The sequence below is a fragment of the Pseudomonas sp. RGM2987 genome (assembly GCF_022952855.1).
GTDB lineage: Bacteria > Pseudomonadota > Gammaproteobacteria > Pseudomonadales > Pseudomonadaceae > Aquipseudomonas.
Map to the genome: position 1 here is coordinate 64,057 of NZ_JALJDX010000203.1, position 12,693 is coordinate 76,749.

13 protein-coding genes are annotated in these 12,693 nt (G+C 63.1%); 7 read left to right on the forward strand and 6 right to left on the reverse strand.

Annotation, left to right across the window (positions count from 1 at the left end; genetic code table 11):
• Positions 1-4 precede the first annotated feature (4 nt).
• The 3 genes from RGM2987_RS16610 to RGM2987_RS16620 all read right to left on the reverse strand — a co-directional run bounded on the left by RGM2987_RS16610 (position 5) and on the right by RGM2987_RS16620 (position 2,741).
• Positions 5-1,354, reverse strand: a complete 1,350-nt coding sequence (locus RGM2987_RS16610; protein WP_245143205.1) for an MATE family efflux transporter — start codon at positions 1,352-1,354, stop codon at positions 5-7.
• Positions 1,355-1,589: 235 nt separating this feature from the next.
• Entirely contained in the window at positions 1,590-1,949 is a 360-nt protein-coding gene (locus RGM2987_RS16615; protein ID WP_245143207.1) for a DUF6124 family protein, read from the reverse strand.
• Positions 1,950-2,447: 498 nt separating this feature from the next.
• Positions 2,448-2,741, reverse strand: coding sequence for a hypothetical protein (locus RGM2987_RS16620; RefSeq protein ID WP_245143210.1), 294 nt, complete (start codon positions 2,739-2,741; stop codon positions 2,448-2,450).
• A 164-nt stretch (positions 2,742-2,905) separates the two neighbouring features.
• On the opposite strand from RGM2987_RS16620, the gene RGM2987_RS16625 reads away from it, so the two are divergent.
• Genes RGM2987_RS16625 through RGM2987_RS16640 form a run of 4 tightly spaced genes read left to right on the forward strand, consistent with a single transcriptional unit; the run spans position 2,906 to position 5,169 of the window.
• Positions 2,906-3,211: a MazG-like family protein gene (locus RGM2987_RS16625; RefSeq protein ID WP_024780720.1), complete on the forward strand. Its 306-nt coding sequence runs from the start codon at positions 2,906-2,908 to the stop codon at positions 3,209-3,211.
• Positions 3,208-3,957 (forward strand): methyltransferase domain-containing protein, encoded by a 750-nt coding sequence (locus RGM2987_RS16630; RefSeq protein ID WP_245143215.1) that lies wholly within the window; start codon positions 3,208-3,210, stop codon positions 3,955-3,957. The genes RGM2987_RS16625 and RGM2987_RS16630 overlap by 4 nt, the downstream gene beginning before the upstream one ends.
• Before the next feature lie 24 nt (positions 3,958-3,981).
• On the forward strand, positions 3,982-4,590 hold the full coding sequence (locus RGM2987_RS16635) for a DUF4136 domain-containing protein (RefSeq protein ID WP_245143217.1): 609 nt from the start codon (positions 3,982-3,984) through the stop codon (positions 4,588-4,590).
• Between the two features lie 21 nt (positions 4,591-4,611).
• Positions 4,612-5,169: a DUF4136 domain-containing protein gene (locus tag RGM2987_RS16640; protein WP_245143219.1), complete on the forward strand. Its 558-nt coding sequence runs from the start codon at positions 4,612-4,614 to the stop codon at positions 5,167-5,169.
• A gap of 439 nt (positions 5,170-5,608) precedes the next feature.
• Here RGM2987_RS16640 and RGM2987_RS16645 read toward each other — a convergent pair whose 3' ends face one another.
• Positions 5,609-6,463, reverse strand: coding sequence for a MaoC/PaaZ C-terminal domain-containing protein (locus tag RGM2987_RS16645; RefSeq protein WP_245143222.1), 855 nt, complete (start codon positions 6,461-6,463; stop codon positions 5,609-5,611).
• 1 nt (position 6,464) lies between these two features.
• Positions 6,465-7,817 (reverse strand): 3-oxoacyl-ACP reductase, encoded by a 1,353-nt coding sequence (locus RGM2987_RS16650; RefSeq protein WP_245143224.1) that lies wholly within the window; start codon positions 7,815-7,817, stop codon positions 6,465-6,467.
• Positions 7,818-8,104: 287 nt separating this feature from the next.
• On the opposite strand from RGM2987_RS16650, the gene RGM2987_RS16655 reads away from it, so the two are divergent.
• On the forward strand, positions 8,105-9,382 hold the full coding sequence (locus RGM2987_RS16655; RefSeq protein ID WP_245143228.1) for an acetyl-CoA C-acetyltransferase: 1,278 nt from the start codon (positions 8,105-8,107) through the stop codon (positions 9,380-9,382).
• Here RGM2987_RS16655 and RGM2987_RS16660 read toward each other — a convergent pair.
• Positions 9,369-10,397, reverse strand: a complete 1,029-nt coding sequence (locus tag RGM2987_RS16660) for a bile acid:sodium symporter family protein (protein ID WP_245143230.1) — start codon at positions 10,395-10,397, stop codon at positions 9,369-9,371. The genes RGM2987_RS16655 and RGM2987_RS16660 overlap by 14 nt on opposite strands.
• A gap of 79 nt (positions 10,398-10,476) precedes the next feature.
• On the opposite strand from RGM2987_RS16660, the gene RGM2987_RS16665 reads away from it, so the two are divergent.
• Positions 10,477-11,268: a helix-turn-helix transcriptional regulator gene (locus RGM2987_RS16665; RefSeq protein WP_245143233.1), complete on the forward strand. Its 792-nt coding sequence runs from the start codon at positions 10,477-10,479 to the stop codon at positions 11,266-11,268.
• Between the two features lie 250 nt (positions 11,269-11,518).
• A complete protein-coding gene (locus RGM2987_RS16670) occupies positions 11,519-12,412 on the forward strand; it encodes a PA4780 family RIO1-like protein kinase (RefSeq protein WP_245143236.1) in 894 nt (297 codons plus the stop codon).
• The last annotated feature ends 281 nt before the right edge of the window (positions 12,413-12,693 follow it).

The following is a 12,693-nucleotide window of genomic DNA, read 5'->3' on the forward strand; positions in this document are numbered from 1 at the left end:
ATGGTCATTGCCCGGTGTGTGCAAGCCAGCGGTCGTGCCGCTGCAACTGCCAGGCAATCGCGCCGAGGGTCAGGCTGCGCAGGGCCATGAACAACAGGAACGTGATCCACAGCCCGTGGTTGCCCAACCCTTGCAGTACCCAGGCGATGGGCAACGTCAGCACCAGCGTCAACAGCATGCCGTTGCGCATTTCCCGGGCGCGGGTCGCGCCAATGAACAGCCCGTCGAGCAGGTAGCTCGACACTGCAATCAGTGGCAGGGCTGCCAGGTAAGGCAGGTAGTGGTAGGCGGTGTCGCGCACCTCGGCGATGCTGGTCTGCATGTCGATGAACAGGTGGCCGGCGAGCAGGAACAGCAACGCAAAGCCGAGGCTGGCAATCAACGACCAACCGCTGGACACCACCAGCGAGCGGCGCAGGGCCAGTCGGTCGCGCGCGCCGATGGCGTGGCCGCACAGCGCTTCGACCGCATGAGCCAGGCCGTCCAGGGCATGGGCGGTCAACAGCAACCCGTTGAGCAGCAGCGCATTGGCCGCCACCGTCGCGTCCCCCAGGCGCGCACCTTGTACCGTGATCAGAAAAAACACCGCTTGCAGCGCCAGGCTGCGAATGAAAATGTCCCGGTTCACCGCCAGCAGCGGGCGCCAGTTCTGCCATAGACCCAAGGCAGCCCAGGCGATCCGCCCCGGCCAGCTGCGCAGGGTTTTGTGTGCCAGTGCCAGGCCGACCAGTGCACCGATCCACTCGGCGGCCACCGAGGCCCGGGCCGAGCCGATCACGCCCCAGTCCAGGCCGATCACGAACCACACGTTCAAGACGATGTTCACCAGGTTGGTCACCAGCAGGATCGCCAGCGGCGCCCGGGCATTCTGCGCACCGAGAAACCAGCCCACCAGCGCATAACTGGCCAGCGCCGCCGGCAGGCCGAACAGTCGGGTATGGAAGAAATCCCGGGTCAACTGCTCGAGCTCGGCCGAAGGCTGCATGAAGTGCAACGCCACGCCACTCAACGGCACACCGACGACACCGAGCACCACCGCCAACCCCAGCGCCAGCAGCAGCCCCTGCGCCAGCACTTGCCGCAGCGCCGCGCCGTCACCGCGCCCGGCAGCCTGGGCGGCGAACCCGGTGGAGCCCATGCGCAAGAACCCCATGGCCCACGCCAGCACCGTATACAAACTCGCGCCAACCGCCACTGCGCCCAACTGATGGGCATGAGGCAGATGGCCGATGACGGTACTGTCCACCAACGCCACCAGCGGCACGGAAATGTTCGAAAGAATCATCGGCGCAGCCAGCGCCCAGACCCGGCGATGGGTCAGGCGGTCGCGCCAGTCGGCGATCAGCTTGGACATGAAGGCTCCTGAGTGGAGCGCGATTGTAGCGGGTTCCTTAAGTGATCGTTCTGTTCATGAAAAGCACACCGTACTTTCAGGGCGCCCGAAATCTTGTGGCGAGGGAGCTTGCTCCCGCTCGGCGGCGCAGCCGTCGTAAAACCGGCTGGTGCGGTCTGCCTGGTGGAATGCGTCAGCTTATTTTGGGGCTGCCATGCAGCCCAGCGGGAGCAAGCTCCCTCGCCACAAGGGAGTGTTATGGCTGGCGGGCTTCGGTGCTATCCAACGCTCGGTTTGCCAGCAAGCAGCCCAGTTCGATCAATTGCTGGATGCCCAGGGCGATGTGCCGCCTGGAGCCGTCCAGCTCGAAGGCCAGATCGTTGACTAGGGCGTTGGCCGAAGCCAAGGTTTCGCTGAGGTTGGCGAGCAGGCATTCGACATCGATGCCGTCGGCCACGGTGAACAGTTGGCCGGGAGTGGTTTTGGCTTTGGTCGGCTCGGGTTTCAGGTAATGGTCGAGGGCGCGTTGGGTGGCTTTTTCGAACGCTTCTGGACTGAGGGGCTCGCCGGGGGATGGCTGGTCGTCGGACGGTGGATTGGGAGTTGCTTTGAACATGGTGAATCTCCGTGATTGGTTGAGCCACCACGACCTATCGCTAAACAAGTAAAGGTGGCGGCTGTACGCAGGTTAGCGATCCGGGTCACAGAAACCCCGGGTAGACCAGAAGGTCTCCCACGCACAGCCACCATGACGAGAGTTGCAGGCTTGAAGAGACTGCAATCGAGACTGGGCATTGTTGCGTCTGTATGGAGCCGGATCGCTAAACCCGATCACTGATTTGTCAGCGACCGGAAAACGATAAAACCCAACCCCAAGGCACACAAGTCGGCGGATTCTGGCGTAGTTGTAGGCGATGGCGCAAGGCGGTGTAGCCTGCTCCCTGCGCCGAAGCGAGTGGAATAAACATCAGGCTCTTGTGGCGAGGGAGCTTGCTCCCGCTCGGCGGCGCAGCCGTCGCAAAACCGGCGGGTGCGGTCTGCCTGGGGGATTGCGTCAGCTCATTTTGGGGCTGCCATGCAGCCCAGCGGGAGCAAGCTCCCTCGCCACAGGGGGTTAGTGAATGATCCAGCTCAACAACCAAAGCCCCAGCACCAGCCAGATGATGCCCAGGATGATCGACGCCCGCATGAAGGCGCGGATCGCCGAGTACAGCAGCATCAGCCCGAGGATCAGGGCGATGATGCTGATGATCGAGGTGTCCATGCCCAGGGCGCGGGACAGGCCTTCGACGAAGTTGCCGCCGGCATTGGCCAGGGTGTTGAAGAGGCCGCTGAGCAGGTCGACGATGAACCGGATCACCGAACCGAGCGCCTGGCCGAGCCATTCGAAAAAGCTTTCTACCTGCATGTGTGCATCCTGATCAGAGGGGATTTTCGTTGAGCTTCTGGCTCCTGATTGTAGGAGCTGCGGCGGCCGCAATCGTTCGATTATGGGGCAAATTGCCGCTTCGTACCGAGGCGCTTGCCTTCGCCCGTCATCCCCCCGAAGCTATGGGCATTCAGGAGAGCCCGATGAACCTTGTTGAACTGACCGAACGCCTGCATGCCATTCGTGACCGTAATGATTGGCGGCCATTTCATAGCCCGAAAAACCTCGCCATGGCCGCCAGCGTCGAAATGGCCGAGCTGGTGGAGATCTTCCAGTGGCTGACCGAGGACCAGTCGCGCCAACTGCCCGCCGACAAGCTAGCCCACGCCGGGCAAGAGGTCGGCGACATTGTGTTGTACCTGTTGCTGTTGTGCAGTGAGTTGGGGCTGGACATGGACGCGGTGGTGCGCAGCAAGCTGGCCGACAGCGAACGGCGGTTCGGCCAATGAGCGACCGCCATTTCGATCAGCTCGCCACGCGTTTTGCCGAGAAAATCTACGGTGGGGCCAAGGGCGCGATCCGTCTGGCAGTGCTTCAGGCCGATCTGCTGGAAGCCTTGCCGGACCGACCGTTGCGCGTGCTCGACATCGGCGCCGGCCTGGGCCATATGTCGCTGTGGCTGGCCGAGCGCGGCCATCAGGTGACCCTGGCCGAACCGGCTGAGCCGATGCTCGAAGGCGCTCGCCAGCGGTTTGCCGAAGCCGGCCAGAGCGCCACGTTCATCCAGGCGCCGTGGCAGGATCTGCTCGGCCAGTTGACCGAGCCTTACGACCTGGTGCTGTGTCATGCGGTGCTGGAATGGCTGGCCGAGCCCCACGCGATCCTGCCGGTATTGCATCAGCTCACGATGCCTGGCGGCTGGCTGTCGCTGGCGTTCTACAACCGCGACGCGCTGGTGTATCGCAACCTGCTCAAGGGGCATTTCCGCAAGTTGCGCAAAAACGACATGGCCGGTGAAAAACAGAGCCTGACGCCGCAACAACCGCTTGATCCCAGGGAATTGGCGGCGCAACTTGAAAGCCTGTGGCAGGTCGAAAACCAGAGTGGCGTGCGGGTTTTTCATGACTACATGCCAGTGGAATTCCAGAGCCGCGTGGAGCTTGAGCCGTTGCTGGAAATGGAACTGGCTCATCGTCGCCATCCGGCGTTTGCCGGGCTGGGGCGTTACCTGCATTGGATCTGTCGGCCCCGCTGATCAGGGCGCCATCGGGAGAGCGAGATGAAAGGTCGTTCAGGGTTGTTGCTGTTGTGTCTGGGGCTCGTGGCCTGTCAGGGCAGCAACCCTTATGTCGCCACGTCCAATCCACTGCCGCCGGCCCCACCGGAGGCGGCCACGGTATTTGACCGCAGCGCCTATCCTGCGCCACCTCGCGATTACGGGCGCTATCGCAGTTGGGCCTGGCTCAACGGACGCCTGCCGCCAGGCACCGCCTGGGCGGACTCGGCCCAGGTGGCCGAAGCGGTGAGCGAGTCCCTGGACCAGCGTGGCCTGCGGCCGCTGCACGACAACCGTCCGGCCGACCTGTTCGTCAGCGCCGACCTGCGTCTGGAGACCCGCGTGCGCCAGGTGCGGGACGACTATGATTCAGGTTACTACGGCGGCTATAACCGCTACGGCCCGGGTTATGGCATGTACCACACGGTGCCGATGGTGCGCACGTATCAGGAGCAGGTCGTGGTGGTCCGCGTGGATCTGTTCGACGCCCGCAACGGCCAGCCGGTGTGGAGCGCCAGCGCCGAGACCAGCCAGCGCGGCAACCAGAGCGAGCGCACCGATGCCATTCGTGAGGCGGTGGAAAAAGCCATGGCAGCTTATCCGCCCAGTTGATCAACGCAACGGAGAAAAATCATGTTTCGCCGGCTTGCTGTACTGGCTTTCACACTGCTGTTGGGGGCCTGTGCTTCCAACCAGGTCAACCACGACTTCGACACCAGTCGTGATTTTGCGGCGTATCGCAGCTGGAGCTGGAAAGAGCCGGCGCTGCAATACCGCCCCGATGATCCACGGATCAAGAGCGACCTGACCGAGCAGAGGATTCGCCAGGCCGTCGCCGATCAACTCGACCAACGCGGCCTGCGCCCGGCGGCATCTGGCGGGCGAGGGGATGTGCTGGTGCAAGCCTATCTGATCGTCGAGGATCGCCAGCAGCAAGTGACCACCAACTATGGCGGCGGTTGGGGTGGCCCCTGGAATGGCTATTGGGGCGGGCCGATGTACAACGAGACTCGCAACATCAGCTACAAAGTCGCCACCGTGCAGATCGACCTGCTCGACGGCAAGGACGGCAAACTGGTGTGGCGCGGCAGCGATGAACAACTGCTCAGCAACTCCCCCAACCCCAGCGACCGCAGCAACGCCGTGCGCGAGACTGTGGGACGGATCCTGGCCAACTATCCACCTCGGTAGCCCAGCAACATCGATGCAAGCCGGCCCACCGCCATCGCGAGCAGGCTCGCTCCCACAGAGGAATTGTGGTGAGCACCGAATCCGTGAACACCCAAGAACTACTGTGGGAGCCGGCTTGCCCGCGAAGACGGCGGCACATTCAGCACAGAGGCAAGCTGACCCACCGCTTTCGCGAGCAAGCCCGCTCCCACAGGGTATCGGTGCCGAACGCTGAATCCATGAACACCCGAGAACTACTGTGGGAGCGGGCCTGCCCGCGAAGACGGCGGCACATTCAGCACAGAGGCAAGCCGACCCACCGCTTTCGCGAGCAAGCCCGCTCCCCACAGGGGAATTGTGTGAGCACCGAATCCGTGAACACCCGAGAACTACTGTGGGAGCGAGCCTGCTCGCGATAGCGTCGGTAAATTCGACATAGATGCTACCTGACCCACGGCTATCACCCCGCCGGCCGCCAGCCCCCCACCATATGCTCCAGCTCCCCAGCCCCGATCAATCGCAAGTCCCCACTGGACCCGGCCGCGCTGGCCAACAATGTCACCTCGCTGGGCAAGCGTACCGGTTTCTTGAAGGTCACTTCGATTTCGACATTGGCCTCGGGCAGGTGGCTGTCCAGGGCCGCCAGGGTCCTGGCCTTGTTCCACAAGCCGTGGGCGATGGCGGTGGGGAAGCCGAACAATCGGGCACTGAGGCCGCTCAGGTGGATCGGGTTGTAGTCCCCCGACACCTTGGCGTATTGCCGTCCAATGTCGGCCGGTGCCGCCCAGCGCGCCACTTCGACCAACACAGGGCTGGCCGCAGGCGCATCCTCCACCAGCGCACCGTCAAGCTGGACGCCCTTGCAGAGCATCTGGCTCGTGGCTTCCCACAACAGCCCGAGCTGGTCATCAAGGCGCGTTACAAGATCGAACACCGCCCCTTTGGGGTGGGCTTGCAGGTTCTCGACATGGACGCTGGCCCGAACCTGACCGACACCGCCCATGGGCCGCAACACCCGGATGCGGTTACTCAAGTGGATCAACCCCAGCAGCGGAAACGGAAAGTCCCGCGCGGTCAGCAACTGCATTTGCAGGGCAAACGCCAGCACGTGGGGATAGGTCGGTGGCAGCAGGCCGTTATCGCTGAAGCCGCAGACCTTGCGATAGGCCGCCAGGCGCTGCTGATCGACCTGAAGCACTTGGCGCAATCCCTGCTCCGGCAGCACCTTTGCAGTGATCTTGCGCCGCGTCGCTGCCTTGGCGTACAGCGCTGACATGGACGGCGCGGCGCCGACCTCTTGCCATTGGATCGTCATGTCATGCCCCCAAAAGGCTTTGCCCACACACACGCAGCGCCTGGCCGGTCACCGCGCCGGTGCCTGGTTGGGCGAGCCACGCCACGGCTTCGGCGACGTCCTGGGGCAAACCGCCCTGGCCCAGGGAACTCATGCGGCGCCCGGCTTCGCGCAGGGCGAAGGGGATCTCGGCCGTCATCCGGGTTTCAATGAAGCCCGGGGCCACGGCGTTGATGCTGATGCCCCGCGCCTGCAAAGCGGGGGCCCAGGCCTGGGCCAACCCGATCAAGCCGGCCTTGCTCGCGGCATAGTTGGTCTGCCCACGGTTGCCGGCGATGCCGCTGATGGACGCCAGTAACACCACCCGGCCGTTGTCCCGCAGGGTGCCGCTGTCGAGCAGGGCCTTGGTCAGCACCTGCGGCGCATTGAGATTGACCGCCAGCACTGCGTCCCAGAATTCCGGGGTCATGTTGGCGAGGGTTTTGTCGCGGGTGATCCCGGCGTTGTGCACCACGATGTCGATGCCGTCGGGCAGATGCTCGATCAATTGCGCCGCAGCGTCCTCGGCGCAAATGTCCAGGGTCAGGCTGCGCCCGCCCAAGCGTGCGGCCAGGGCATCGAGATCGGTCTTGGCCTGGGGCACGTCCAGCAGAATCACATCGGCGCCATCCCGGGCCAGGGTTTCGGCGATCGAGGCGCCAATCCCGCGCGCAGCGCCGGTGACCAAGGCCCTGAGCCCGGTCAGCGGGCGGGTCCAGTCCTGCACCTGGGTGGCGCAGGCGTTGAGACGAATGACCTGCCCCGACACAAACGCGCTCTTGGGTGACAGGAAAAACCGCAGCGCGCCTTCCAGTTGGGTTTCGGCGCCATCGCCGACATACAGCAATTGCAACGTCCCGCCGTGGCGCAGCTCCTTGGCCAGGGAACGGCTGAAGCCTTCCAAGGCCCGCTGGGCACTGGCCGCGAACGGGTCGGCAAGCTGTTCCGGCGCGCGACCGAGGATCGCGACATGGGCGCTGCGGTCGAGATTTTTCATCAAGGGTTGGAAGAACTCGCGCAACTGCTTGAGCTGATCGACCTGCACCAGATGGCTGGCGTCGTACACCACGGCCTTGATTTTCGGGCCGTGGCCGGGGATCCATTCAGTCGCCAGGGACGGTTCGCCGCCGTACACATAGATGGCATCGGTCAGGCGTTTGGCGAATGTGCCAATCTGCTCGATCAGCGCGCCGCCGCCCAGCAGCAGCGCGCCTTCCACGGGACGCAGCCGCCCGGCCTGCCAACGCTCCAGGCGCACCGGCGAGGGCAGGCCAAGGGCTCCGACCAGGCGCAGGCCAACGGGTGAATTGGCGAAGTCGATATAACGGTCAGACATGGAACACACTCCGGCTGATGAGATCCCAAGTGTGGACCACGATTGGCAATCAGTCGTTCGATCAACCAGATAAAGCCTAGGCTATGTACGGAATAGCTTGAAACTTGGTTGTGCGGCGTTAAAAACCGGCTCGGAATGCTCATTGACAACCAGTCAACTCCGCTTCCTCGCTGGTTTTTGCCTTGCCTAACCTGCGTTTCAAACTATTTCGTACACAGCCTAAGCTTGTGCAGGAACGGCGCTTTTTCGGGCCCCATCCGCGCATGTGCAACCAACAGGAGTTTTTCATGGCTCAGCTACGCCGCGTCGCGATCATCGGCGGTAACCGTATTCCCTTCGCCCGCTCCAACGGGCCTTATGCCACTGCCAGCAACAAGGCGATGCTGACCGCCGCCCTCGAAGGGCTGATCGAGCGCTACAACCTGCATGGCCTGCACATCGGCGAAGTCGTGGCCGGCGCGGTGCTCAAGCATTCCCGGGACATGAACCTGACCCGTGAGTGCGTGCTCGGCTCGCGGCTCTCCCCGAGCACCCCGGCCTATGACGTCCAACAGGCCTGCGGCACGGGGTTGGAAACAGTCCTGCTGGTCGCCAACAAGATCGCCTTGGGCCAGATCGACAGCGGCATTGCCGGCGGCGTAGACACCACCTCGGACGCACCGATTGGCGTCAATGAAGGGCTGCGCAGGATCTTGCTGCAAGCCAATCGCGCCAAGACCACCGCCGAGAAAATCAAGGTGTTCCTGCAACTGCGTCCGCAACATCTGGTGCCAGACCTGCCGCGCATCAACGAACCGCGCACCGGCCTGAGCATGGGCGAGCACTGCGAATTGATGGCGCAGACCTGGCAGATTCCCCGGGAGTTGCAGGACCAGTTGGCCCTGGAAAGCCATCAGAAAATGGCCGCGTCCTACGCCGAGGGTTGGCATAACGACCTGATGACCCCGTTCCTGGGCCTGACCCGGGACAACAACCTGCGCCCGGACTTGACCCTGGAGAAACTCGCGTCCCTTAAACCCGCTTTCGAAAAAAGCGCCAAGGGCACGCTGACGGCCGGTAACTCCACGCCACTGACCGATGGCGCCTCGCTGGTTCTGCTGGGCAGCGAAGAGTGGGCCAAGGCGCGGGGCCTGCCGATCCTGGCGTATCTGCGCGACGGTGAAACGGCGGCGGTGGATTTCGTCAACGGCGCCGAAGGGTTGCTGATGGCGCCGGCCTATGCCGTGCCACGGCTGCTGGCGCGCAATGGCCTGACCTTGCAGGATTTTGATTACTACGAGATCCACGAAGCGTTCGCCGCCCAGGTGCTGTGCACCCTCAAGGCCTGGGAAGATCCGGACTACTGCAAGACCCGCCTGGGCCTCGACACGCCGCTGGGGGCCATCGACCGCAGCCGCTTGAATGTGAAGGGCAGCTCCCTGGCCGCCGGACACCCGTTTGCCGCCACCGGCGGGCGGATCGTCGCCAACCTTGCCAAGTTGCTGGATGCCGCAGGGCGCGGCCGCGGGCTGATTTCCATCTGCGCTGCGGCCGGCCAGGGGGTGACGGCGATTATCGAGCGTTGAGCAGCGCGTCGCCTTGTCGAGTCGCCTGCGCCCGGTGGCGGCTGGCGTAACGCTCGGCCAGGATCGAACAGACGATCAACTGCAACGGGTGGTAGATCATGATCGGCAGCAGGATCAGGCCAAGGCCGGGGTTGTTGCCGAAAATCAACGCAGCCATCGGCACGCCGGCTGCGAGGGATTTCTTGCTGGCGCAGAACACCGCGGCGACCTCATCGGCGCTGTTGAAGTGCAAGGCGCGGGCGGTGCGGGTGGTTGTCCACAGGATAATCGCCAGCAGCACGGCACTGCCGACCACTGCGCTGAGCAACACGCCGTTGCCCTGCTGTTGCCAGATCCCGGAGACCATCGAATTGCAGAACGCGGCGTAGACCAGCAGCAGGATCACCAGTTTGTCGATGATGCTGGTGTAGCGTTTGTAGCGGCCAAAGAAACCGGCCAGCCAGCGCCGCAGGAACTGTCCGAGTACCAGCGGCAACAGCAACATCAGGCACAGATCGAGCAACGTTGCTCCCAGGTCGATGCCACCGGCACCGCGTCCGACCACCAGGCTGACCAGCAGCGGTGTCAGGACCACCCCCAGCACGCTCGACAGGCTCGCGTTGAGAATCGCCGCCGGCACGTTGCCGCCGGCGCTGCCGGTCAGGGCCACCGAGGAAGAAATGGTCGAGGGTAGGGCGCACAGGTAGAAGAACCCGAGCATCAGCAACGACGGCACATGGCTGCCCAATAGCCAGTTGCTCAGGACCCAGATCAACGGGAACACGCCGAAGGTAAAGCCCTGCACCATCAGGTGCAGCCGAGTGTTTTTCAGGCCATGGCGAATCTGTTCGCCGGACAGGTTGACCCCGTGCAGGAAGAACACCACGAAGATCCCGATATTGACCACCCACTCGGCATGCATCGCCCCGCCACTGGCGCCAAAGGAGGGGAAGAAATACGCCAGCAGCGTGGCGAGCAGCATGCCGCAGAGAAACCAGTCGGTCGCCATGCGTTTGAGGTGTCTGAAGATGTGCATAGGGCACCGCAAGTTGTCAGGAAAGTCGACTTAGCCTAACGTCGAGCCGAACAGTCGTCTTGCGACATAAGGCCAATCAATGCCGACTAACGGACACCAACAGCTCGAGCGCCGCATTCCCGACCTGACGCAATTGCCCAGGCCGCTGTACGCCCGTGTCGAAAGCTTGAGCGCCGGTTCCTGGACCCAGGCCCATCGGCATGACTGGGTGCAGTTTTCCTACGCCATCAGCGGCGTGCTGGGCGTACACACCGCCGAGGGCAGTTTCTTCGCACCGCCCCAGCGAGGCATCTGGATTCCGGCCGACCTGGAGCATCAGGTCGTGACGTCGACCCGGGCGGAAATGCGCAGCCTCTATGTGCATCGCCAGGCCTGCCCCTGGGCAGACCAGCGTTGCCGGGTGCTGGAAGTGACGCCGCTGGCCCGTGAGTTGATCAAGGTGTTCTGTCAACTGCCGGCCGATTATCCACAGGGCGATACGCCGGAAGAACGCTTGGTGCAAGTGCTGTTGGACCAGTTGGCGACGTTGCCGGAAGTTGGATTCTCGCTACCGCTGCCCCGGCATGCCCGGCTGCTGGCGCTGTGCAACGAACTGATCGAGCAGCCTGAACAGAGCGTCACGTTGCATGCCTGGGCCGAGCGGCTGGGCACCTCGGAGAAAACCCTGATGCGTCTGTTCCAGCGCGAGACCGGCCTGAGTTTTCGCGCCTGGCGTCAACGCATGCGCTTGCTATCGTCCCTTGGGCCGCTGGAGCAAGGCGATAGCGTCACGAGTGCAGCGTTGTCCTGCGGCTACGACTCGACGTCGGCCTTTATTGCCGCGTTCAAGGTGATGTTTGGTTTTACCCCGGGGGAATTGTTCAAGCCTTGAGCTGGCCGCAGTCACCGAACTTGCCTACGACCGCGGTTAACTCGACTGTCAGCTCTTGTCGCAAATACCTTCACATTCAATTGCCAAGGGCTCATCCGCTCTCGGCTATGATTCGGCTCGGTCGATTTAATCCGGCACACTGTGTGCATCATCGGTTCATAGGTCGGTAACCCCTCCCCGTGGAGCAAGGATTGCCGTATAACGACTGTCATTCGCGTGTTTGGTAATAAAGGACCCCCAATAAAAGCTGATGAAGACTCCAAAACGCATTGAACCCCTGATCGAGGACGGTCTGGTCGACGAGGTGCTGCGCCCACTCATGAGTGGTAAAGAAGCAGCTGTTTATGTGGTGCGCTGCGGCAACGAGCTACGTTGCGCCAAGGTCTACAAAGAGGCGAACAAGCGAAGTTTTCGTCAGGCGGCCGAATACCAGGAAGGTCGCAAGGTCCGTAACAGCCGACAGGCCCGGGCCATGGCCAAGGGCTCGAAGTTCGGGCGCAAAGAGACCGAGGACGCCTGGCAGAATGCCGAGGTGGCGGCGCTGTTCCGCTTGGCCAACGCCGGTGTGCGCGTGCCCAAGCCGTACGACTTCCTCGAAGGCGTGCTGTTGATGGAGCTGGTGGCCGACGAATACGGCGACGCCGCGCCGCGGTTGAACGACGTGGTGCTGGAGCCGGACCAGGCCCGTGAATATCACGCGTTCCTGATTTCCCAGATCGTGCTGATGTTGTGTACCGGTCTGGTGCACGGTGACCTGTCGGAGTTCAACGTCTTGCTCACGCCGACGGGGCCGGTGATCATCGACCTGCCGCAAGCGGTGGACGCTGCGGGTAACAACCACGCCTTCAGCATGCTGGAACGGGACGTGGGCAACATGGCGTCCTACTTTGGCCGCTTTGCGCCAGAGCTCAAGCGCACCCGCTATGCGAAGGAGATGTGGGCGCTGTTTGAGGCCGGGACCTTGCATCCGGGCAGCGTGTTGACCGGTGAGTTTGACGAGCCCGATGAGCTGGCGGATGTCGGCGGGGTCATGCGGGAAATCGAAGCCGCCCGCCGTGACGAGGAACGCCGCCAGGCCATCCGGGCCGCCGACGATGCCCCTCCCGGCAAAACCGAAGAACCACCTCCGCCCTGGATGCAATGACCAGGTGACAGAAACCCGGCCAAGGCCGGGTTTTTTGTGGTCCACCATTTTCCGTCGTGTTCCCGGACTGATGTTCGCCACAAATCCCTTGTGGGAGCGAGCCTGCTCGCGATAGCAGTGGATCAGCTTGCATCAATGTTGGATGTGCCGCCGCCATCGCGAGCAAGCTCGCTCCCACAGTTTTTCCGGGGTGCTGCCGGATTTATGTTCGCCACCGATCCCTTGTGGGAGCGGGCTTGCTCGCGAAAGCGGTGGGTCAGCTTGCAGAGATGTTGAACGTG

What these genes read in the sequence shown, in the direction of transcription:
- RGM2987_RS16610 (WP_245143205.1), bottom strand. Translation starts at nt 1,354, where the DNA reads ATGTCCAAGCTGATCGCCGACTGGCGCGACCGCCTGACCCATCGCCGG.
- RGM2987_RS16615 (WP_245143207.1), bottom strand. Translation starts at nt 1,949, where the DNA reads ATGTTCAAAGCAACTCCCAATCCACCGTCCGACGACCAGCCATCCCCC.
- RGM2987_RS16620 (WP_245143210.1), bottom strand. Translation starts at nt 2,741, where the DNA reads ATGCAGGTAGAAAGCTTTTTCGAATGGCTCGGCCAGGCGCTCGGTTCG.
- RGM2987_RS16625 (WP_024780720.1), top strand. Translation starts at nt 2,906, where the DNA reads ATGAACCTTGTTGAACTGACCGAACGCCTGCATGCCATTCGTGACCGT.
- RGM2987_RS16630 (WP_245143215.1), top strand. Translation starts at nt 3,208, where the DNA reads ATGAGCGACCGCCATTTCGATCAGCTCGCCACGCGTTTTGCCGAGAAA.
- RGM2987_RS16635 (WP_245143217.1), top strand. Translation starts at nt 3,982, where the DNA reads ATGAAAGGTCGTTCAGGGTTGTTGCTGTTGTGTCTGGGGCTCGTGGCC.
- RGM2987_RS16640 (WP_245143219.1), top strand. Translation starts at nt 4,612, where the DNA reads ATGTTTCGCCGGCTTGCTGTACTGGCTTTCACACTGCTGTTGGGGGCC.
- RGM2987_RS16645 (WP_245143222.1), bottom strand. Translation starts at nt 6,463, where the DNA reads ATGACGATCCAATGGCAAGAGGTCGGCGCCGCGCCGTCCATGTCAGCG.
- RGM2987_RS16650 (WP_245143224.1), bottom strand. Translation starts at nt 7,817, where the DNA reads ATGTCTGACCGTTATATCGACTTCGCCAATTCACCCGTTGGCCTGCGC.
- RGM2987_RS16655 (WP_245143228.1), top strand. Translation starts at nt 8,105, where the DNA reads ATGGCTCAGCTACGCCGCGTCGCGATCATCGGCGGTAACCGTATTCCC.
- RGM2987_RS16660 (WP_245143230.1), bottom strand. Translation starts at nt 10,397, where the DNA reads ATGCACATCTTCAGACACCTCAAACGCATGGCGACCGACTGGTTTCTC.
- RGM2987_RS16665 (WP_245143233.1), top strand. Translation starts at nt 10,477, where the DNA reads ATGCCGACTAACGGACACCAACAGCTCGAGCGCCGCATTCCCGACCTG.
- RGM2987_RS16670 (WP_245143236.1), top strand. Translation starts at nt 11,519, where the DNA reads ATGAAGACTCCAAAACGCATTGAACCCCTGATCGAGGACGGTCTGGTC.